18 protein-coding genes and 1 riboswitch are annotated in these 20,888 nt (G+C 49.1%); of the genes, 14 read left to right on the forward strand and 4 right to left on the reverse strand.

What is annotated here, in order from left to right; genetic code table 11:
* From ACTTKA_RS05575 to ACTTKA_RS05590, 4 genes are all read left to right on the forward strand, one after another.
* On the forward strand, nucleotides 1-1,056 hold the full coding sequence (locus tag ACTTKA_RS05575) for an endonuclease/exonuclease/phosphatase family protein (protein ID WP_442724263.1): 1,056 nt from the start codon (nucleotides 1-3) through the stop codon (nucleotides 1,054-1,056).
* A gap of 520 nt (nucleotides 1,057-1,576) precedes the next feature.
* Nucleotides 1,577-3,430 (forward strand): hypothetical protein, encoded by a 1,854-nt coding sequence (locus tag ACTTKA_RS05580; RefSeq protein ID WP_442724264.1) that lies wholly within the window; start codon nucleotides 1,577-1,579, stop codon nucleotides 3,428-3,430.
* Between the two features lie 42 nt (nucleotides 3,431-3,472).
* Nucleotides 3,473-3,946, forward strand: a complete 474-nt coding sequence (locus tag ACTTKA_RS05585; RefSeq protein WP_442724265.1) for a GAF domain-containing protein — start codon at nucleotides 3,473-3,475, stop codon at nucleotides 3,944-3,946.
* Nucleotides 3,947-4,059: 113 nt separating this feature from the next.
* Complete coding sequence (locus ACTTKA_RS05590; protein WP_314791289.1) at nucleotides 4,060-5,487, forward strand: CCA tRNA nucleotidyltransferase; 1,428 nt, start codon at nucleotides 4,060-4,062, stop codon at nucleotides 5,485-5,487.
* Here the strand turns inward: ACTTKA_RS05590 and ACTTKA_RS05595 are convergent.
* The 3 genes from ACTTKA_RS05595 to ACTTKA_RS05605 all read right to left on the reverse strand — a co-directional run bounded on the left by ACTTKA_RS05595 (nucleotide 5,476) and on the right by ACTTKA_RS05605 (nucleotide 9,367).
* Nucleotides 5,476-7,695: a RelA/SpoT family protein gene (locus ACTTKA_RS05595; RefSeq protein WP_074449765.1), complete on the reverse strand. Its 2,220-nt coding sequence runs from the start codon at nucleotides 7,693-7,695 to the stop codon at nucleotides 5,476-5,478. The genes ACTTKA_RS05590 and ACTTKA_RS05595 overlap by 12 nt on opposite strands.
* Before the next feature lie 84 nt (nucleotides 7,696-7,779).
* Nucleotides 7,780-8,430: an HAD family hydrolase gene (locus tag ACTTKA_RS05600; protein WP_442724266.1), complete on the reverse strand. Its 651-nt coding sequence runs from the start codon at nucleotides 8,428-8,430 to the stop codon at nucleotides 7,780-7,782.
* Nucleotides 8,431-9,199: 769 nt separating this feature from the next.
* Nucleotides 9,200-9,367, reverse strand: a complete 168-nt coding sequence (locus ACTTKA_RS05605; RefSeq protein ID WP_314749035.1) for a hypothetical protein — start codon at nucleotides 9,365-9,367, stop codon at nucleotides 9,200-9,202.
* Between the two features lie 251 nt (nucleotides 9,368-9,618).
* On the opposite strand from ACTTKA_RS05605, the gene ACTTKA_RS05610 reads away from it, so the two are divergent.
* From ACTTKA_RS05610 to ACTTKA_RS05650, 9 genes are all read left to right on the forward strand, one after another.
* On the forward strand, nucleotides 9,619-10,047 hold the full coding sequence (locus tag ACTTKA_RS05610; protein WP_442724267.1) for a hypothetical protein: 429 nt from the start codon (nucleotides 9,619-9,621) through the stop codon (nucleotides 10,045-10,047).
* Between the two features lie 124 nt (nucleotides 10,048-10,171).
* A riboswitch (cobalamin riboswitch) is annotated at nucleotides 10,172-10,381 on the forward strand.
* Between the two features lie 266 nt (nucleotides 10,382-10,647).
* A complete protein-coding gene (locus ACTTKA_RS05615; RefSeq protein WP_442724268.1) occupies nucleotides 10,648-12,108 on the forward strand; it encodes a 4-hydroxyphenylacetate 3-hydroxylase family protein in 1,461 nt (486 codons plus the stop codon).
* A gap of 4 nt (nucleotides 12,109-12,112) precedes the next feature.
* Nucleotides 12,113-12,430, forward strand: a complete 318-nt coding sequence (locus ACTTKA_RS05620; protein WP_080948651.1) for a NifU family protein — start codon at nucleotides 12,113-12,115, stop codon at nucleotides 12,428-12,430.
* Nucleotides 12,431-12,432: 2 nt separating this feature from the next.
* Nucleotides 12,433-13,725 (forward strand): acetyl-CoA hydrolase/transferase family protein, encoded by a 1,293-nt coding sequence (locus ACTTKA_RS05625; RefSeq protein WP_074453098.1) that lies wholly within the window; start codon nucleotides 12,433-12,435, stop codon nucleotides 13,723-13,725.
* A 32-nt stretch (nucleotides 13,726-13,757) separates the two neighbouring features.
* Nucleotides 13,758-14,873: a 4-hydroxybutyrate dehydrogenase gene (locus ACTTKA_RS05630; RefSeq protein ID WP_046826175.1), complete on the forward strand. Its 1,116-nt coding sequence runs from the start codon at nucleotides 13,758-13,760 to the stop codon at nucleotides 14,871-14,873.
* Between the two features lie 12 nt (nucleotides 14,874-14,885).
* Complete coding sequence (locus ACTTKA_RS05635; protein WP_046826174.1) at nucleotides 14,886-16,244, forward strand: aldehyde dehydrogenase family protein; 1,359 nt, start codon at nucleotides 14,886-14,888, stop codon at nucleotides 16,242-16,244.
* Between the two features lie 25 nt (nucleotides 16,245-16,269).
* Nucleotides 16,270-17,418: an acyl-CoA dehydrogenase gene (locus ACTTKA_RS05640; protein WP_014224842.1), complete on the forward strand. Its 1,149-nt coding sequence runs from the start codon at nucleotides 16,270-16,272 to the stop codon at nucleotides 17,416-17,418.
* A 6-nt stretch (nucleotides 17,419-17,424) separates the two neighbouring features.
* Complete coding sequence (locus ACTTKA_RS05645; protein ID WP_014224843.1) at nucleotides 17,425-18,207, forward strand: electron transfer flavoprotein subunit beta/FixA family protein; 783 nt, start codon at nucleotides 17,425-17,427, stop codon at nucleotides 18,205-18,207.
* A gap of 23 nt (nucleotides 18,208-18,230) precedes the next feature.
* A complete protein-coding gene (locus ACTTKA_RS05650) occupies nucleotides 18,231-19,238 on the forward strand; it encodes an electron transfer flavoprotein subunit alpha/FixB family protein (protein ID WP_014224844.1) in 1,008 nt (335 codons plus the stop codon).
* A 91-nt stretch (nucleotides 19,239-19,329) separates the two neighbouring features.
* On the opposite strand, the gene ACTTKA_RS05655 is transcribed toward ACTTKA_RS05650, so the two are convergent.
* Entirely contained in the window at nucleotides 19,330-19,806 is a 477-nt protein-coding gene (locus ACTTKA_RS05655) for a PaaI family thioesterase (protein WP_442724269.1), read from the reverse strand.
* Nucleotides 19,807-19,905: 99 nt separating this feature from the next.
* Between ACTTKA_RS05655 and lptB the strand changes: the two genes are divergently transcribed.
* On the forward strand, nucleotides 19,906-20,655 hold the full coding sequence (lptB, locus tag ACTTKA_RS05660; protein ID WP_014224846.1) for an LPS export ABC transporter ATP-binding protein: 750 nt from the start codon (nucleotides 19,906-19,908) through the stop codon (nucleotides 20,653-20,655).
* Nucleotides 20,656-20,888: the final 233 nt, after the last annotated feature.

Raw genomic sequence — 20,888 nt, forward strand, 5'->3', positions numbered from 1 at the left:
ATGAGACACTTGAAATATATTTTTGTTTTGTTCCTGCTCTGTGCCGGTTGCCGTCAAGAAAGCCCTAAAGAAATTACCCTCCTGCAGTTCAATATCTGGCAGGAGGGGACAATGATCGAAGGCGGATTCGCGAGTATCGTGAACCATATCGCTCGTTTGCAACCGGATTTTGTCACATTCAGCGAAGTACGCAATTATAACGATACAGACTTTATCGCCCGTCTGATTGACGCATTGTCGGAGGAGGACATAACATATTACGGCGAACGGAGTGTAAGTACGGGGATTATATCGAAATATCCCATCCTGAAGCAAGAAATCGTTTACCCGCTGCAAAACGACCGAGGTTCAGTGTTGAAAGCCTGTTTTCTGATCGAGGGAAGAGAGGTCGTTGTTTATTCGGCGCATTTGGATTGGCTCAACTGCTCCTCTTACCTCCCTCGCGGTTACGGAAGCAGCGATTGGAAAAAGTTACCTCAGCCGGTTACGGACATAGACTCTTTACTGGCCGACAACAGGGCCTCTTTTCGCGATGATGAAATACGCGCCCTGCTCTCTGACGCATTAAAAGAGCAGGACAAGATCGTACTGATCGGGGGAGATTTCAATGAGCCATCCCATCTCGACTGGCAAGCCGATACGAAAAACATACGCGATCATCGTAACGTTGTGATCGAATGGGACTGCTCAGTTCTTCTGTACTCTAACCGATTTATCGATGCATTCCGCGAAAAGTATCCCGATGCCGTCGACTATCCAGGCTTCACCTTTGCGGCAGATAATCCTGCGGCGAAACTCGATCAATTAGTCTGGTCACCCGATGCCGATGACCGGGAACGTATCGATTTTATCTACTACCGTTCAGACAATACGATCGCACTGAAAGATGTCCGGATCGTCGGACCGAGTGGTTCCATTCTTCGGGGAGAGCGAACTCCTGATTCCGGTAAAGATACGTTTATCGAACCGATGGGAATATGGCCGAGCGATCATAAAGCGTTACTTGCAACCTTCATCTTGCTTCCTAAAGGTTACAATCAGGCTGTAAAACAATAAATCAAAACGGATTGCAGAAATGTATAAATAGATAAGCACAAAAGAAAAATAAAAGAATCCCCGTGTAAGCATAAAAAAGACCTCTGCAAAAGCCTTCTCAAAACAAACTAAAGAAAACGTACAATCAATCAATAAATTAAACGAATAATTTTGATGTTTAAATGGAGTTTTGCAGAGGTCTCTAAAAGTTGATCGACCTGTTCAATTTGCAAAAAAACAATTATTAACTATTTTTATGTTGTCTATCTTGTTTTAAGCATATAATTTTGTACTTAATCTCATACGCCTCATACTCATAAGATTTTAACAATCAGATGATCGTATAACACCAATAGGAGCAATTGGATTTAAAAGCAAAAATGTGGTAATGAAAAGTCCGACTCTTTCGGGTTCCAGAACATGGAAAAACGGTGATATTGCATATAACACCGGGTCTGCACCAATACGTTTTGGATAAGTGCCCCCTCAAATAGGACAGAAAAGAGACAAAAGAATCAGTAATCATAAATAATGAGCATATATGAACACAAAACTCAGTTTGGCTTTGTTTGCCATAATAATGACATGTATGGTAGGATGCAGCAAAGACGAAGATGTAATTATATCTCCTAAGAGTTTTGCAGATAGAAATTTCCGTGAATTTCTCCTGCTGAATTATGACACCGACTTTAACGGCCAGATCAGTGAGAAAGAAGCTGAAGCCGTAAAGGAAATCGATTGTAGCTCAAAAAATATCCAGTCGATGAAAGGTATCGAGTATTTTACTTCATTAGAGAAATTGATCTGTAATGACAACCCGTTCGGTTCGCTCGACTGTAGCAACAATCCGCAATTAAAAATGCTAAATTGCAGAAAAAATCACAATCTGAAAACATTAAACATCAGCCAATGTGCCAAGTTAGAAGTCCTTTATTGCGACAGCACACAGATTGAATCACTCGACTGTAGCGGTAATCCGCAGTTGAAAATATTGAACTGCGGAAGCAATGGCTTTCTGGAGACATTGAATGTCCATCGGTGTGCCGTCTTAGAAAGACTATACGCCATCAGAGTAAATATCAAAGAGCTTGATTTGAGCGATAATGTCGGTCTGAGAATATTTCACGGTGGGAGTTACAGTGCCCTTAAGTCGATTGATTTAACAAAAAGCCAATCCTTAGAAGAGTGTGTTTACGGTTCAAGTCTTTCTTTCAACCAACTAGAATTTATTGATGTAAGTAACACTCCCGTGAAGAAATTGATTATCCATCAATGCGAAGCAGGGAATATTCACGGATGTACAGAATTGGAAGAATGCACGATAATGGCTTATTCTCCTTCCAATAATATAAAAATAGATTTGAGTAAAAGCAAGAAACTGAAAGTCCTGGACATTTCGAACATAAACCATGTAGACTTAAGTAGCTGTATTAACCTCAAGCATCTGACTTATAGTGGAACTGACCATCTTGATGTTTCAAATTGTAGCCACTTAGAAGTACTGATCTATCACGAATTTGGAGATAATGCCCGGCCCCTCAATATATCCCAAAACCCAGCATTGCAAATTTTTTCGTACAATGGAAACAGCAAGGTGGTTTCGTTCAAAGAAAACAAAGCATTGAGAAACCTCCGATATAACGCCTCCCATACAGAGCATCTGGATTTGAATGAGTGCACACTATTGGAAGATCTCGTTATTATTGGTGGTTCGGAACAATTTACGCTGAACGTAGACAATTGTAAGTCGGTTAAATCTTTTAAAATTATTCATAGCGACTTCTCCTTGCTTGATGCGAGAGGACTTACCGATATAAAATCAATCACTATAACAGGTTGTGACAACTTAGTCAGCCTCGAAGCAAGTGGATTAAAAAAACTTGAGAAGTTGACGATAAGCGGAGTAAGTAAAATGAAAAATATGATGGATATTGATGTCAGCGGTTGTACGGCTTTGACCCAACTTGATCTGAAGGAGTCCAACCAGATTCGTTCACTTAATGCAAGCAACTGCACGGCTTTACAGGAATTTCGGCCTGATGCTTATTTTTATCCGCGCAATATGGTTGAATTGAACTTAAGTGGTTGTACAGCACTGAAAAGTCTTGAGTATAACGATAGAGGTCTTGCCCGACTGGATGTTTCCGGTTGTACGGATCTCATAACTCTTCTATGCCATCACAACGGTTTGAAAACGTTAAATGTCTCAGGTTGTATCGTTTTAACTAATCTTGATTGTGGTAGTAATGAATTGAGCACATTGGATGTAAGTTCATGCAGCAAGCTGTCCTCATTATGTTGTTCTGGTAATAGTATGAATTCTTTATACCTATCCCAAAATCAAACCATACCAAAACTCGATAAGGATACTAACACTCAAATCATAAGAAAATAACAAAAGAAAGCCTTTGTATAATCCATTCATGACTATTTTACTATGGCTGAAGAAATAATGATTCATCAGGGAGGGAAGTCGGAGAAGTATGAAACGTTACTGCCGCAGATGAAAGGTTTGCTCTCGGGAGAGTCTGACAGGGTGGCCAATATGGCCAATTTTGTGGCCGCTCTCCAAACGACGTTCGGTTTCTTGTGGGTTGGTTTTTATGTCGTGCGTGAAGAGGAGTTAATACTGGCTCCTTTTCAGGGTCCGGTAGCTTGCACGCGTATCCGTCACGGAAAAGGAGTGTGTGGCACCGCCTGGAAAGAGCGGTGTACGCTGGTGGTCGACGATGTGGATGCTTTTCCCGGACACATCGCATGCAGCTCCGCCTCGAAATCGGAGATTGTTGTTCCGATGATACGCGACGGTGAAGTCGTAGCGGTACTCGATATCGACAGCAAAGAGTATGCGACGTTCGACAACGTCGACGCAGTCTGGCTGGAGAAGCTCGTGCAGGCTTTTCCGTGGTAATATCGATCCGTGAATAGAGGAAGAAACATTCGGGACAGGAGCATAAAAGAGAGAGGCGGTTTTGTTCTACAACCGACTTGCACTATCTTTGCACGCTCAAAAACAACCGGAGCATGTTTTATTACGAAGCAGATATAGAGAGAGTCCTTTCCGGACAGCCTTTCCCGTTGATTTCGGAAACAGCCGACGAGCTGGGGCTGGAAACATACGTTATCGGAGGCTATGTGCGCGATATTTTCCTGCGCCGTCCGTCGAAAGATATCGACGTAGTGACGGTCGGGAGCGGCATCGAGCTGGCCAAGGCCGTTGCGAAACGGTTGGGCAGAAAGGCACATCTGTCGGTCTTCAAAAATTTCGGCACGGCACAGGTGAAGCACGGAGAGCTGGAAGTGGAGTTCGTCGGGGCACGCAAAGAGTCGTACCGGCGAGACAGCCGCAAGCCGATTGTCGAAGACGGCACCCTCGAAGATGATCAGAACCGCCGTGATTTTACGATCAACGCCTTGGCCCTGTGTCTGAATGGCGATCGCTACGGTGAACTGGTTGATCCGTTCGGCGGGGTGGAAGATATGGAAGACTTGCGTATCGTCACGCCGCTCGATCCGGACACGACGTTCAGTGACGATCCGCTGCGCATGATGCGCGCCGTGCGTTTTGCATCGCAGCTCGGCTTCTTTATCGATCCCAATACGTTCGACGCCATGACACGCAACAGAGAGCGTATCGGGATCATCTCGAAAGAGCGTATCGCCGACGAGTTGAATAAGATCGTGCTGTCGCCCAAGCCCTCGATCGGGTTCGAGCTGCTCGACAAATGCGGATTACTGGAACTGATCTTTCCCGAACTGTGCGCTCTTAAGGGCGTCGAGACGAAAGAAGGCATCGGACATAAGGATAACTTCGCCCATACGCTAATGGTACTCGACCGGCTGAGTCGTACGACGAACGATTTGTGGTTGCGCTGGGCAGCGCTGCTGCACGACATTGCCAAGCCGGCTGTCAAACGTTTTGACAACCGTCTCGGCTGGACGTTCCACAACCATAATTTCATCGGCGAAAAAATGATTCCCGGCATCTTCCGAAGGATGAAACTGCCGATGAACGAGAAGATGAAATACGTGCAGAAACTCGTTTCGCTGCACATGCGCCCGATCAGTCTGGCAGACGACGAGGTGACCGACTCGGCCATCCGTCGGTTGCTCTTCGAGGCCGGCGATGATGTGGACGACCTGATGAAGCTCTGCGAAGCCGATATCACGAGCAAGAACCCCGAAAAAGTGCGCCGTTTCCTGAATAATTTCCGTCTGGTACGTGAAAAAATGGCGCAGATCGAGGAGAAAGACCGGGTACGGAACTTTCAGCCGCCTGTTTCGGGCGAGGAGATTATGGCGACGTTCGGTCTGCCGCCCTCGCAACCTGTCGGAGTGCTCAAGGAAGCGATTAAAAACGCGATCCTCGACGGGGTCATCCCCAACGAGTACGAGGCGGCGGTACGTTTCATGCACGAGAAAGCCGCCAAGATGGGGCTTTCACGTGTTTAACCGGTCGACACTTTTTACACCTTTGACTGTTCGGATTTTCTTCGTCAGCATGTTCAGCGCGGAAGTATCTTTGACCATCACGGTGAAGTTGCCCTGAAACAGTCCGTCGACCGAATCGATCTGGAGTGAACGCAGCGAAACACCGTCTTCCTTGCCGATGACCGACGTGATGTTCGTCACAATTCCGATATCGTCGTTCCCGATAATCCGCAACGTAACCGCGTATCCGTCGGTTCCTTTGCCGCTCCAGCGCGCCTGAATGACGCGATAACCGAACTTGCTGAACATCTCCTGCGCATTCGGACAGTTCGTGCGGTGAATTTTGATGCCGCGTGTGGAAACGAATCCGAAGATCGCGTCGCCGAAGATCGGATTACAGCATTTCGACAGTTTGTATTCAATACCCGTCAGGTCTTTGTCGATGACAAGTACATCCTGATGCGAGGAAATCGTTTCGGCCTCCGTCGTCGTGATGTACTCTTCCGCGCTTCGATTCTCCATGTGTTCGGCCGCTTCCCGCTCTTTCCGTCCGAAATCAAGGTAATCGTCGATGATTTTATTCACATCCGATTTCCCTTCGGCCAAATGGATATAAAAATCCGTCACCGTCTTGAAACCGCTCTTTTTGATATAACGCATCAGCAGAGCCTCTTCTACTTCAATCTTCCGATTCTTAAAGCGCCGCTGCAACGATTCCTTCGCATATTCGACGGCTTTGGCCGACTCTTCGCGCAAGGCCTGTTTGATTTTCGAACGCGCTTTCGAGGTAGTCACGAACGAGAGCCAGTCGCGTTTCGGTGTCTGGGTCTGGGAGGTAACTACTTCGACCGAGTCGCCGTTACGCAACAGGTGACGAATCGACACGTTCTTGCCGTTCACTTTCCCCGACACGCACCGACTGCCTACCTTCGAATGAATGGCAAATGCAAAATCGAGCACCGTCGCACCTTTCCCCAGTTTAATCAGTTCGCCGGTCGGCGTAAATACATAAATCTCATCCTGATAAAGGTCCATCCGGAACTCCTTCATCATGTCCATCGGGTTCGAGGTCTGCGTCTCGAGCATGGCGCGGACATCACTCAGAAACTCATCTAATCCATGCTCTTCCCTGATCCCCTTGTATTTCCAGTGTGCGGCCAGGCCTCGTTCGGCCACTTCGTCCATCCGGCGCGTCCGTATCTGCACTTCGACCCATCGGTTCTTCGGCCCGAGTACCGTGATATGCAAGCTCTCGTAGCCGTTACTCTTAGGCACGGAAATCCAGTCTTTCATCCGCTTCGGATTCGGCTGATACATATCGGTGATGATCGAGAATACCTGCCAGCATTCCGAACGTTCTTTGTCGAGCGGCGAATCGAGAATGACACGGATGGCAAACAAGTCGTAGATCCCTTCGAAATCGATGTTTTGTTTCCTCAGTTTGTTGTTGATCGAGTGGATGGACTTCGTGCGTCCTTTGATATCGAATTTCAGCCCCGACGCTTCGAGTTTCTCCTGTACGGGTCTGATAAATTCGGCAATATATTCGTCGCGCGAACGTTTTGTCTCGTTCAGCTTCGTTTTGATGTACTGATACTTTTTCGGATCGATGTATTTCAGCGACAAATCTTCCAACTCGCTCTTGATGGTATAAAGACCGAGTCGATGCGCCAGCGGCGCGTAGAGATACGATACCTCCGTAGCCAACCGGATACGATCCTTTTCGTCCCTGATCTGCTTGCCCATGCGCATCATGCAGAGGCGGTCGGCAATCATGATCAGGATGACGCGCACGTCTTCGGCAAACGAAAAGAGCAAGTGATGAAAATTCTCGGAGTTGACGGCCGTATTACGGGCATAGAGATCGGAGGTTTTCAGCAGACGGCGAATCATCAGCGCCACCTCGTCGTCGAAAGTACATTCCACCTCATCGAGTGTGATAGCCTCTTTCATCACCGGCCGATAAAGTAACAGCGCGATGACGGACGTCCGTTTCAGTCCGATATCTCTCGTCGCAATCAGCGCCGTGTTGATATTACGCAACAAGCCGTTGATCCCGTTGCGGTCACGTCCGTAACAGTCGAGTGCGACGACCCGTCTCATCAGGCTTTTCATCTTCGGCGCATCCTCTTTCTGCAAGCAATACGACAAATGTGAAAACAACAGACGATATGTCGTGAAAAACTCTTTCTTTTCCTCCGGTGTAAAAAAAGGCATTGTCTTATCCATAGCGATGAGTCTGTAAATTCGTAAAAATAATAATGATTCGGATCAGGATCTGATGTGGCCGGTGCGACCGGCAACGCGCTCCTCTCAGTCGAGCAGCGCAAGCATCTGTTCGTAGGTGAAGCCGCGGAAATCGGGAATCACGAGGTCGCACAGCCCGGCGATGGCTTCGGCCGGGTTCGTCGTAGCTAACCCGACCACCTTCATACCCGCCCGGCGCCCCGACTCGATCCCGTGAAACGAATCTTCAAAAACGATGCAGTTCTCCGGCACCGTACCGCACGTCTCGGCAGCCAGCAGATAAGCGTCGGGAGCGGGTTTCGACCGGACAAACATCTCGGCCGTGAGGATATGCTCGAAAATCTGCCCCAACTCCGGACGAACCCGGTGAACATGCGTCATCTTGGCTTGGTCCGAACTTGTCACCACTGCCATACGCACCCCGTTTCGTTGCAATACTTCTAGAAGCATTTCGATCCCCGGAATATAATCGTAGCGCATGGCGCTCTCGAACTCCGCCAAACGGTCGAGAATCAATTGTTGCGCTTCGCGCTGATCCTTGAAATACTTCTCGAATATCTGTATCAGCGTTTGCCCCTTGATGATGCTCCCGAAATCGGGTATATCGGGTTGAAGTATCGGCGCTAGCTCTCTCCAGAAACGTGTATAATGCGTTTCGGTGTCGAAAATAACCCCATCCAGATCGAACAGGGCGGCTATCGGTTTCGTTTTGTCCATCTTGATCACGTTTTCGCGTAAAATCCGAGGACAAAGGTATCATTTTTTATCGCTTTTTGGGCTTTTCCGTTTCTCTTTTCTACTCTGAAAAGGTCGCCGGTTACGAATCTATATTAGTGAAAAACGAAAAGTGAAAAGTGAAGCCCTGCGGGCGTTGAGGTGTTGAATTGTTGAGGTGTTGGCTGGAACAATTACGAATGACAAATTACGAATGACGATATTCCGAACGCAAATAATATAAATGGCGCAAATACATCATTGTATGCCCCATAGAGACGCAATTCATTGCGTCCTTATAACGTGTACCCGGCATAACAATTGACCATTAACCATTGACAATTATTCTATGGGTTCGCCCCTACACGGTGTACCGAATGCAGACTGCCGATGGCCAAACACTGATAATTATGTCAGACTCTCAGCCCTACAAACAAGGTATGGACATCGATACCCCACCCTTGCAGGATGGGGCTGAAATAGATCGGGCTTTCAGCCCTTGTGCCCCCCCTGCGGGCGTTAAGGTGTTAAGTTACTGATTTTTTGGGCTGAATGTTGACAACTGAAAGCTGAATGCTTCAACAGCCCTGAAAGGGCGTATTAATTCAGCCCAATGTGGAGCGTAGCGAAGCGTTGGGAAAAAGGCATCTCCTCGGCAGAGGGCTGAAAGCCTGACATAACATCATCCGAAAGCAAACGGCGCAAATAAACGCAGGACTAAGTAATATTAAAGGAACTTCTCTCGGTAATAAAAGGCTCAAGAGTCCAGCCATTAAAAACTTCCAAATTCTTTCAAGGCTTCCAATGCGTTGTTGAATTCCGCATCGTGTTCGACAATCGCCCTTTTCGAGCTTACCAGATTCTCCAAATCGTCTTTTTCATTCGTACAACTGAATAATACCAGCAACGAAGAAACCGAATAAAATAAAATCTTTTTCATGTGTATATTTTTTGCGTTGGCAAAGACTTTGTTGCAACGATTGACGTCTGATTATCAAAAGATATAGGTATATATAAAAACACAAAAAAAATCAGCCGTTTAATAATCAGCAATATAGCAAAATTAATGTTTTATTACAGGCGAAAATATATCATTGTTTTTTAGAGATTTATCCGTTGCAACAAAGTCGTTGGCAAATATAGTATATCTTTGTGGCATAAAAAAATTTTTAACATAATTCTAATTTGGAGATGAAAACAATACGTATCTTTCATGCGGCCATAGCCGCTTCGCTACTGCTTTCTTTCGCAAATTGCTCGAAAGACACAGACGCACCCGGCGAAAACATGCCTAAAATCGAAGTGGATAAAAACGAAGTAACCGTTGCAGGAGATTATGCATCTACCACACTCTTCAGGATCAACACTTCCGCCGGTATTTCTCAATTAAGGCTACGCTTTGAAGACGTAGACACTGTGCTTTACAATAAATTGAGGCCTCCTTTCAATCTGTATGACAATTCAATGGAAGGCGATTGGTACGTTGTCGGGACAGTGGGTCATGAATTGGCCGTCGTGCTGCAAAAGAACGATACGGGGAAGGAGCGAACGCTTTGGATCAGTCTGGATCGGGTAGCTTATCTCCCGGCAATCGTGACAATTCATCAACAAGCACAATGAGAACCCTGTATAACAACACACTACCCCCTCCTTCAGACAGAAAACCAATATAGAATCAATCTAAAAAAAAAGCGTCGGATGTCGTTTTTTTCATTTATTCTTGTCCGATCGGAAAATACTGATTTTCTTTGCCCCCGTCACAGGTGATTCATCATGCGTTCATGGATGATGGATTGAAAAGGGAATCCGGTGCGAGTCCGGAACTGTACCCTCAGCTGTAATTTCAGTAGAATGGTTTTGCATTCTTTTTTGATCACTGTAGCCGCATCAAGGCAACGGGAAGATCGCAAAACCTTGAAAAAGTCAGAAGACCTGCCTGGGCGACTTTTTTTCATTCTTGGGGAATAGGGAATGGAAAAGACTGCAACGTATTTTAAATAGATGTAATTGATGGATCTATTGCGAGAAGACAGGTTCGTGGTGTGTACACGAGGTCTTCGGATGGGTGTGTAACGCAACAGACCTTGTTCTGTGTCGACGTAAGGAAGAGTCGCGTCGTTCCGGAATCGGTGTGGAGGCGAAGTATATCCCTTTTGTTCTTCTTCGCAATGGAAACATCGGGCAAACCGGACATTTTTTAACTTATAAAAAGAAATATACATGAAGACAAGAGAAGAGTACGTGGAAAGCCTCAGGAAGCTGAATCTGAAGGTTTATTTTATGGGTGAACGGATTCATAATCCGGTCGATCATCCTGTAATCAGGCCGTCGCTCAACTCCATCGCCATGACGTATGAATTGGCCGAAATGGAGGAGTACAAGGATATCATGACGACGACATCGAACCTGACCGGCAAAACGGTCAACCGGTTCTGCCATCTGCATCAAAGTCCCGAAGACTTGAAAAACAAAGTAAAAATGCAACGCCTGCTCGGACAAAAAACCGCCAGTTGCTTCCAGCGATGTGTCGGAATGGACGCCTTCAATGCCATCTATTCAACGACCTACGAAATGGATCAAGCCCTTGGTACAGAATACCACAAACGCTTTGTGGAATACATGAAATATGTACAGGATAACGACCTCGTCGTCGATGGAGCGATGACCGACCCGAAAGGCGACCGGGGACTCTCGCCCTCGCAACAGGAAGACCCCGATTTGTACGTTCATATCAACGAAGTAAGACCTGACGGCATCGTGGTGACGGGAGCCAAAGCCCACCAGACGGGAGCCGTAAACTCGCATGAGCATCTGATCATGCCGACGATCGCCATAAAAGAAGCCGACGCCGACTATGCCGTATCGTTTGCCATCGAGAGCGATGCCGAAGGAATCACGATGATCTACGGACGTCAGTCGTGCGACACGCGCAAGATGGAAGAAGGCGCCGACATTGACCTCGGCAATCCGATGTTCGGAGGGCACGAAGCGCTCGTCGTGTTCGACCATGTATTTATCCCCAACGAGCGAGTATTTATGTGTAAAGAATATCAGTTTGCCGGCATGATGGTCGAGCGTTTCGCCGGGTATCACCGCCAGTCATACGGAGGATGCAAGGTCGGTGTGGGCGACGTCCTGATTGGCGCGGCCGCTCTGGCTGCCGATTATAACGGCGTACCCAAAGCATCGCATATCAAAGATAAACTCATTGAGATGATTCACCTGAACGAGACGTTGTATGCCTGTGGAATCGCCTGCTCGTCGGAAGGGGTGAAGATGCCGGCCGGAAATTATATGATCGACCTGCTGCTGGCCAATGTCTGCAAACAGAATGTGACCCGTTTCCCGTATGAAATCACCCGTTTGGCCGAAGATATTGCCGGTGGACTGATGGTCACCATGCCGTCGGAACGGGACTTGCACTCGGAAGAAACGGGCGATATCGTCCGTAAATATCTGGCCGGAGCAAAAGGCAAAGACACTACCAACCGGATGCGTATCCTGCGTCTGATTGAGAATTTAACATTGGGGACAGCTGCCGTCGGCTACCGTACGGAGTCACTGCACGGAGCCGGATCGCCGCAAGCACAACGCATCATGATCGCACGTCAGGGCGATCTGGAGGCCAAGAAGAAAATGGCGCGCACCATCGCCCGCATCGACGAATCGTTAGACCAATAAGAACGTGAAGGAAACGGAACGATTCATCGAGAAAGAGGCCGTCACTGCCGTGCTGCGCGAAAAGGTCAGCCCTCTCCTGCGCAGTCACGGTGGAGACTTGACACTGACGGGGATCTTCCGGTCGGTCGTCAGAGTGTCTTTCACCGGAGCATGCCGATATTGTCCTTCGGCCTGCGAAACGCTCGAGCACGTCGTGCAGAAAATCCTTCGCGAAGCGCTGAGCGACGAAACGATCCGCGTGGAAACCGACTATGGCGTCAGTCAGGCACTGCTCGATGAAGCAAAACGGATCCTTCGAAAAACCCATGAATCGAATTTATAACAATGGAATGGAAAACAACCTATCGTAACAAAATTGTCTCGGCTGACGAAGCCGTCAGACAGATTCGCAACAATGAGCTGGTATCATTGGGTCATGCCGCCGGAGTGCCGCAGATATGTGTCGATGCCTTGATACGAAATTATAAATGGTTTAAAAACGTAAGCATTTACCACATGCTCGTCTTGGGCGAAGCAAAATATACGGAACCAGGGATGGAAGAGGCTTTCCGCCATGTCGCGAGTTTTATTGGGGCGAATACGCGTTCGGCGATCAAAGAGAAGCGGGTCGATTTTCTTCCGGCTTTCCTTTCCGAAGTGCCCCGCATGATTCGTGAGCGACTCATCCCCGTCGATGTCGCCATCGTACAGCTCTCACCCCCTGACGAGGACGGGAATTGCAGCTTCGGCATATCGTCGGATTATTCAAAGCCATCAACCGAACATGCGCGGTTAGTGATCGGCGAGATCAACGAGCAGATGCCGTACATCGGAGGAGATAACCTGATTCATCTGTCGAAGCTCGACTGTATCGTGGAAGCCGACTATCCGCTTTACACGATTGCGCCTCCTCGTATCACCGAGGTAGAGGAGGCCATCGGGAGAAACTGTGCTACTCTGATCGAGGACGGAGCAACCCTTCAGTTGGGTATCGGCGCGATTCCGGATGCCGTGCTTCTTTTCCTGAAAGACAAGAAAAATCTGGGGATCCATTCGGAGATGTTCTCGGACGGAGTGCTGGAGTTAGTCAAAAACGGTGTAATCAACGGAAAGGCAAAAACGTTACATCCGAATAAAATGGTGGCAACGTTCCTGATGGGGACGCAGGCGTTGTATGACTTTGTGAATCATAACCCCGACGTGGAGATGTATCCGTCGGATTATGTGAATGACCCTCGGGTAATTGCGCAAAACGATCGGATGATCAGCATCAACAGTTGTCTTTCGGTCGATCTTGCCGGTCAGGTTTCGTCGGAGAGCATTGGCTTGCAGCAAATCAGCGGGACGGGCGGTCAGGTGGATTATGTACGTGGCAGCATGTGGTCGAGAGGCGGAAAAAGCATCATGGCCATGCCTTCGACGGCAAAAAACGGTACGACTTCGCGGATCGTAGCCACACTGACCGAAGGCACCACGGTCACAACCTCGCGCAACGATGTGGATTACGTGGTGACCGAATACGGAGTCGCCCGTCTGAGAGGCAAATCGCTCCGCGAACGCGCCAAGGCATTGATCAAGATTGCTCATCCCGATTTCAGAGAAGAATTGGAAGCATTTTATCAACAGCGATTTCATTAAGTCCGATACGTATCATTCAAAATATTACGAATATGCAACTATTCAAATTAAAAACAACGATTCACCGGTTCGAATCATTCGGTGATTTTGCGAAAACATTTGCTCTCGGCGAGAATGACCTTGTTATTACCAACGAGTTTCTGTATGAGCCTTACATGAAATCGTGCGCCCTTCCCTGCCGCTTTATCATGCAGGAGAAGTACGGTTTGGGAGAACCGTCGGACGAAATGATGAACAGCATGCTGAATGATGTGGCGAATCTGCGCTATACACGGGTCATTGCCATTGGCGGAGGAACGGTGATCGACATCTCGAAGCTCTTCGTACTGCAAGGGCTCAAGAATGTATCGGAGGCGTTCGACCGTAAGATATCGCTTATCAAAGAAAAACAGTTGGTTATCATTCCGACTACTTGCGGAACAGGCAGCGAAGTAACGAATCTCTCCATCGCCGAAATCAAAAGCCGTCATACGAAAATGGGACTGGCCGACGATACAATTCTGGCCGACGACGCCGTCATCATTCCGGAGTTACTGCGAGGACTGCCGTTCAAATTTTATGCGTGCAGCGCTATTGATGCGTTGATACATGCGATTGAATCCTATGTCTCTCCCAAAGCGAACCCGTACACGCGGATTTTCAGCGAGGCCGCCTGGAACATCATTCTCGATGTGTTCAAAGAGATTGCTGCCAAAGGGCAGGACTGCCGTTTCGAGAAAATGGGCGAGATGATCATGGCCAGCAACTTCGCGGGAATCGCTTTCGGGAATGCCGGGGTAGGTGCCGTACATGCGCTCTCGTATCCGCTCGGAGGCACGTATCATGTACCACACGGCGAAGCAAACTATCAGTTTTTTACCGAGGTCTTCAAGATGTATCAGGCCAAGAACCCGGAAGGAAGCATTGCAGAGCTGAACAAAAAAATCGGGGAACGACTGAACTGTAGCCCTGAAGAGGTGTTCCCCGAGTTAGATAAGTTGCTGGGTTGTCTGATCGAGAAACGGCCGCTCCGGGAATACGGCATGAAACCCGAAGAAGTAAAAGGCTTCGCCGAGTCTGTTGTGAAAACACAGCAGCGTCTGCTGGCCAATAATTACGTGGCATTGACTCAGGATGAGATGGAAACCATTTATCAAACGTTATATTAAATCATCAACACTATGGAAATTAAAGAAATGATCGCTCGGGCTCGCGCGGCACAGAAGGAGTATCAGGAAAGATTTAATCAGGACACGGTCGACGAAGTCGTAAAAGCAGCGACCAAAGTCGTATATGATCGTGCCGAATTATTGGCGCAAATGGCCATCGACGAGACGCAGATGGGGGTGTACGAACACAAGGTCGCCAAAAACAGAAATAAGGCAAAAGGCGTATGGAGTAACCTGCAAGGTAAAAAATCGATGGGAGTGATGGATATCGATGACAAAACAGGACTGATCAAAATAGCCAAGCCCGTAGGAGTCGTTGCTGCCATCACACCAATGACAAACCCGATTGTGACCCCGATGGCTAATATCGCTTTCGCGTTGAAGACGAAGAATGCCATCATCGTAGCACCGCATCCCAAAGCCAAAAATTGTTCGACATACACGGTCAACAAAATCATCGAGTGTCTACGCAATTATAACGTTCCCGAAGGACTGATTCAGATCATCGAAGAGCCAAGCATCGAAAAAACGCAGGAACTTATGGCTTCCGTCGATGTGGTGGTGGCTACCGGAGGCATGCAGATGGTACATTCGGCCTATTCGTCGGGCAAACCGTCGTTCGGCGTGGGAGCCGGCAACGTACAGGTGATCCTGGACCGTTTTATCGATTACGACGAAGCAGCCGACAAGATTATCACGGGGCGTGCTTTCGACAACGGAATCATTTGTTCGGGCGAGCAGAGTTTTATCTATCATGCGAAAGATAAACAGGAAGTTTTTGAATCTTTCGTAAAGCACGGTGCATATTTCGTACCCGAAGAAGACCGTGAGAAAGTCGTGAATGCCATCTTCAATAACGGCGCTCTTTGTCGCGACATCGTAGGGCAGAGTGTTGAAATGATCAGTCGAAAAGCAGGTATCTCCGTTCCTGAAGGAACAAGGGTACTGGTCGTGCAGGCTCATGGAGTCGGCCAGGAAGATATGATATGTAAAGAGAAGATGTGTCCCGTCATGGCCTGCTTCCCGTATAATTATTTTGAAGAAGCCATCGATATTGCAAAGACGAATTTGAACCTCGAAGGCAGCGGCCATACGGCAGGAATCCACTCGAACGATCAGGCCAATATCATCAAAGCCGGAATGGAAATCTCCGTCTCACGCCTGATTGTCAATGCACCTTGTTCCATCACAGCAGGCGGGTCGATTCAGAATGGGTTGTCCGTGACCACCACGCTGGGATGCGGAAGCTGGGGAAATAATTCCATCTCGGAGAACTTTACCTACAAACACTTGCTCAATATCACACGCGTTGCACAGGTGTCACCGCATATTCAGATCCCTACCGACGACGAAATCTGGGCAATGAAATAAAATCAACGGACCAAGATAGAAATGTATGGATTTTAATCAGACACGTGAGGAGGCCTTGTTCCTCCAGATGATTCGCACCTTTGCCGAGAAAGAGGTGAAACCGCTGGCTGCGGAAATCGATGAGCAGGAGCGTTTCCCGATAGAGACCGTGCGTAAGATGGGGAAAATCGGGCTGATGGGCATTCCTTTTCCGGTAGAGTACGGCGGAGCGGGAGCCACAAATCAGATGTATTCCATGGCGGTCGAAGAACTGTCGAAAGTGTGTGCTACCACGGGAGTCGTACTGTCGGCGCATACGTCGCTGTGCACCGCCCCCATCTATGAGCACGGCACTGAAGAGCAGAAGAAAAAGTATCTGCCCAAACTTTGTTCGGGCGAGTGGATCGGTGCCTTCGGGCTGACCGAGCCGAATGCCGGAACGGATGCGGCCGCACAGCAGACCTTCGCCGAGGAGGAAGACGATCACTACATCCTCAACGGGAATAAAATATTTATCACCAATGCCGAGTATGCCCATGTATATGTCATCTTCGCCATGACGGATAAAAGTCTTGGCACGAAAGGAATCACGGCTTTCATCGTAGAGAAAGGTATGCCCGGGTTCAGCATCGGAAAGAAAGAATTGAAAATGGGGATACGGGGATCGGCCACATGCGAACTGATCTTTGAGCATTGCATCGTTCCGAAGGAAAACATGCTCGGCACGGTAGGCAACGGCTTCAAGATTGCGATGAAGACGCTCGACGGAGGACGTATCGGGATTGCATCGCAGGCATTGGGTATTGCGCAAGGCGCCATGGACGAGACGGTAAAATACGTGACCGAGAGAAAGCAGTTCGGTAAATCCATCGGTCAGTTCCAGAACACGCAGTTCCAGCTCGCCGATCTGGCAACGCGCATCGAAGCGGCTCGCCTGCTGGTACGAAAAGCCTCGTGGAAAAAAGATCGGAAGATGAATTATACGATGGATTCGGCCATGGCCAAGCTGTATTGTGCCGAGGTAGCGATGGATATGACCATCAAAGCTGTCCAGTATCACGGCGGATACGGTTATACCCGCGAATATCCGGTAGAACGGATGATGCGCGACGCGAAGATTACCGAGATTTACGAAGGTACATCCGAAGTACAGCGACTTGTAATTGCCTCCAACCTACTAAAAAAGAAAAAATAATACATTATGAATATCGTTGTTTGTATCAAACAGGTTCCGGATACGACGGAAATCAAACTCGATCCGGTGAAAGGAACGCTTATCCGCGACGGGGTGCCGAGCATCATGAATCCGGACGACAAGTGCGGACTGGAACAGGCATTGCTCCTGAAAGACAAGTTCGGAGCGCATGTTACGGTTCTTACGATGGGGCCGCCGCAGGCCGAAGCGATTCTTCGCGAAGCGTATGCCATGGGCGCAGACCGTGCCATCCTCCTTAGCGATCGGAAATTCGGCGGAGCCGACACGTGGGCAACATCGTACACGCTGGCTGCCGCCCTGCGAAACATCCCTTTCGATGTCATCTTCTCCGGAAGGCAGGCGATTGACGGCGACACGGCGCAGGTAGGCCCGCAGATTGCCGAACATCTCGGATTGCCGCAGGTTACGTATGTGGAACACGTAGAATATGACGGGGACGAGACGTTCACCGTCACCAAAAGCACGGAAGAAGGGTACGAGATACTCGAAGTCGGTCGGCCTTGTCTGTTCACCGTTATTTCGGCGGCCGAGCCGCCGCGCTATATGAATGTACGGCTCATCATGACTGCCTACGAGCGGGAAATTGAAGTGTGGGGTTTCGATCATATCCGTGTGGACGCGGAACAGATCGGTCTCAAAGGCTCTCCGACAAGGGTAGCCAAATCGTTCACCAAGGGAGCGAAAGCGATGGGAGTGCTGCATGAAGTATCTCCCGAAGAAGGCGCACAGATTATTTTTGAGAAATTACAGGAAAAATTCATCATCTAACACCCCGCTATTGTGATTACATCATGAACAAGGAAGAATATAAAGGAATCTTCGTCTTTGCCGAACAACGGGAAGGCGAAATCAAAAACGTAGCTTTTGAACTGATCGGAAAAGCGCGCGAGTTGGCCGAAGCTGTGGGTGAAGACGTCACGGCGCTGTTGCTCGGCGATCAAGTATCCCCCTTGGCACAGAGCCTGATCGAAGCGGGCGCCGACAGGGTGCTGGTCATCGACTCGCCCGAACTGAAAGATTATCTGACGGAGCCATACACGCAAGCCGTTACCCACCTGATCAAGACCTACAAGCCGGAAGTCCTGCTTATCGGAGCGTCGACGATCGGGCGCGATTTGGGCCCGCGTGTCTCGGCACGGGTAAAGACCGGGCTTACGGCCGACTGTACGGCGCTGGCCGTTTCGGACGAGCGCGACCTGCTGATGACGCGCCCCGCGTTCGGCGGAAATCTGATGGCGACGATTGTCTGCAAGGAACATCGTCCGCAGATATCGACCGTTCGCCCCGGAGTGATGCGCCGCCGGCCGGCCGACAAGAACCGTACAGGAGAGATCGTAAACGTAAACATGCAGTTTGATGCCTCGGCGTTCAAGGTACGTTTAGTCAAAAAAGAAAAGAAACCAAAGAGCCTGGTAGATATTACCGAAGCCAAAATCTTGGTATCCGGCGGACGCGGCGTAGGCAGCAAGGACGGCTTTTCACTGCTCGAAGCGCTGGCTTCGTCGATCTGTGCAGAGGTCTCCTCGTCGCGCGCGATGGTCGATGCCGGCCTGATCGATCACGAAAGGCAAGTCGGACAGACGGGCAAAACCGTTCGCCCCGACGTGTACTTTGCCTGTGGCATATCAGGCGCCATCCAGCACCTGGCAGGTATGGAAGAGTCGGATTATATCATTGCCATCAATAAAGACAAGTTCGCGCCGATCTTCCACGTGGCCGACCTCGGTATCGTGGCCGACCTGACGAAGGTCGTGCCGTTACTTACCCAGAAGCTGCAAAAGGCTCAGATGAAAACGTAAAACCGTAGACTTCTTTATTTATTTGGGTTTTGCCCCGGGACGGCACACGAACTTAGAAGTTCGTATCTGCTGCTTCCGGGGCAAATACTTTTCAAGGGCTCGGCGGCAAAGCAACCGAGACCATCTGCGCTTTGACGGTCACGACGCCGGCCGCTGTAAGCCATAGCTCCATGCGAACCTTCCGGGCGGTAACTTCGAGAATTCGCGCGTGGAGTTCAAGCGTCATCCCCATGGGAGTAGGCTTCAGGTAATCGAGTTGAAGAGAGACCGTCACGTAGCGGAGCGCGGGCAGACTGCCCATCGCTCGTCCGTGAAAGCGGTAACCGGCTGCTGCTGCCGTTCCGTTGCCGTGACAGTCGAGGATGGCGGCAATGAGTCCTCCGTACACATATCCCGGATAACCGCCCGTATGATACGGTTGAGGGGTGTAGAAAGCGATGGTCGCATCGTTCGCATCGTCGTTCCAGTAGCTTTTGATATGCAGCCCGTGCGGATTCTCCGCGCCGCAGCCGAAACAGTGCCCGAAGGCTTCGGGGTAATAATCTTGAAATGCTTTTAGGTTCGTCATGATAAAGTTGTATGATAGCATACGTGTTGATACGTATGATTTACGGCCGAAAGATACAAAAATATCCTATCTTTGCAGCGGGTAAAAAAATCAGAACCGATGGATGAACAGCAAATGATGCTCCGCACCGAAGATTTGGTGAAGAAATACCGCACACGCACGGTGGTGAATCACGTATCGATCAATGTAAAGCAGGGCGAGATCGTCGGGTTGCTCGGCCCTAACGGGGCAGGTAAAACGACGACGTTCTATATGAGCGTGGGGCTGGTCACTCCCAATCAGGGCAAAATCTTTCTGGACGATACGGAGATCACCGGTTATCCCGTCTACAAGCGCGCCCGCCTCGGTATCGGTTATCTGGCACAGGAGGCTTCGATTTTTCGCAAAATGACGGTCGAAGACAATATCCGTTCCGTACTCGAGATGACCGACAAGCCGAGGGAGTATCAACGGGCGAAGATGGAAAGCCTGATCGAGGAGTTCGGTCTTCAGAAGGTACGCAAGAATCTGGGCGACCGCTTGTCGGGCGGAGAGCGCCGTCGGGCGGAGATTGCCCGCTGTCTGGCCATCGACCCGAAATTTATCATGCTCGACGAGCCGTTCGCCGGTGTAGACCCCATCGCCGTGCAGGATATTCAGACCATCGTCGCCCGACTCAAGCATAAGAACATCGGCATCCTCATTACCGACCATAATGTGCACGAAACGTTAAGCATCACCGACCGCGCCTATCTGCTGTTTGAAGGGAAGGTGCTCTTTCAAGGCACGGCCGAAGAGCTGGCGGCCAACGAAATTGTGCGCGAGAAGTATCTGGGACGAGACTTTGAGTTACGCAAGAAAAACCTCTAAGGCCCCTGCGAACAACAAAAGCAGGACGCTTGTCCATCATTTTCACCGGTTTCAAATAGCATGCTGACAGCGGTTTATCCAACCGCAAACAACACTTTGCCGAAAAACGAAAAAACACCTCAGGCTTTCAGCCCCGCAAGTGTTGAGGGGTTGAGATGTTGAGGTGTTTGCTGACCGTTGTAAAAGCCCTGAAAGGGCGCGTTAATTCAGCCCAATGCGGAGCGAAGCGAAGC

The sequence above is a fragment of the Tannerella sp. genome, from assembly GCF_052170195.1.
GTDB lineage: Bacteria > Bacteroidota > Bacteroidia > Bacteroidales > Tannerellaceae > Tannerella.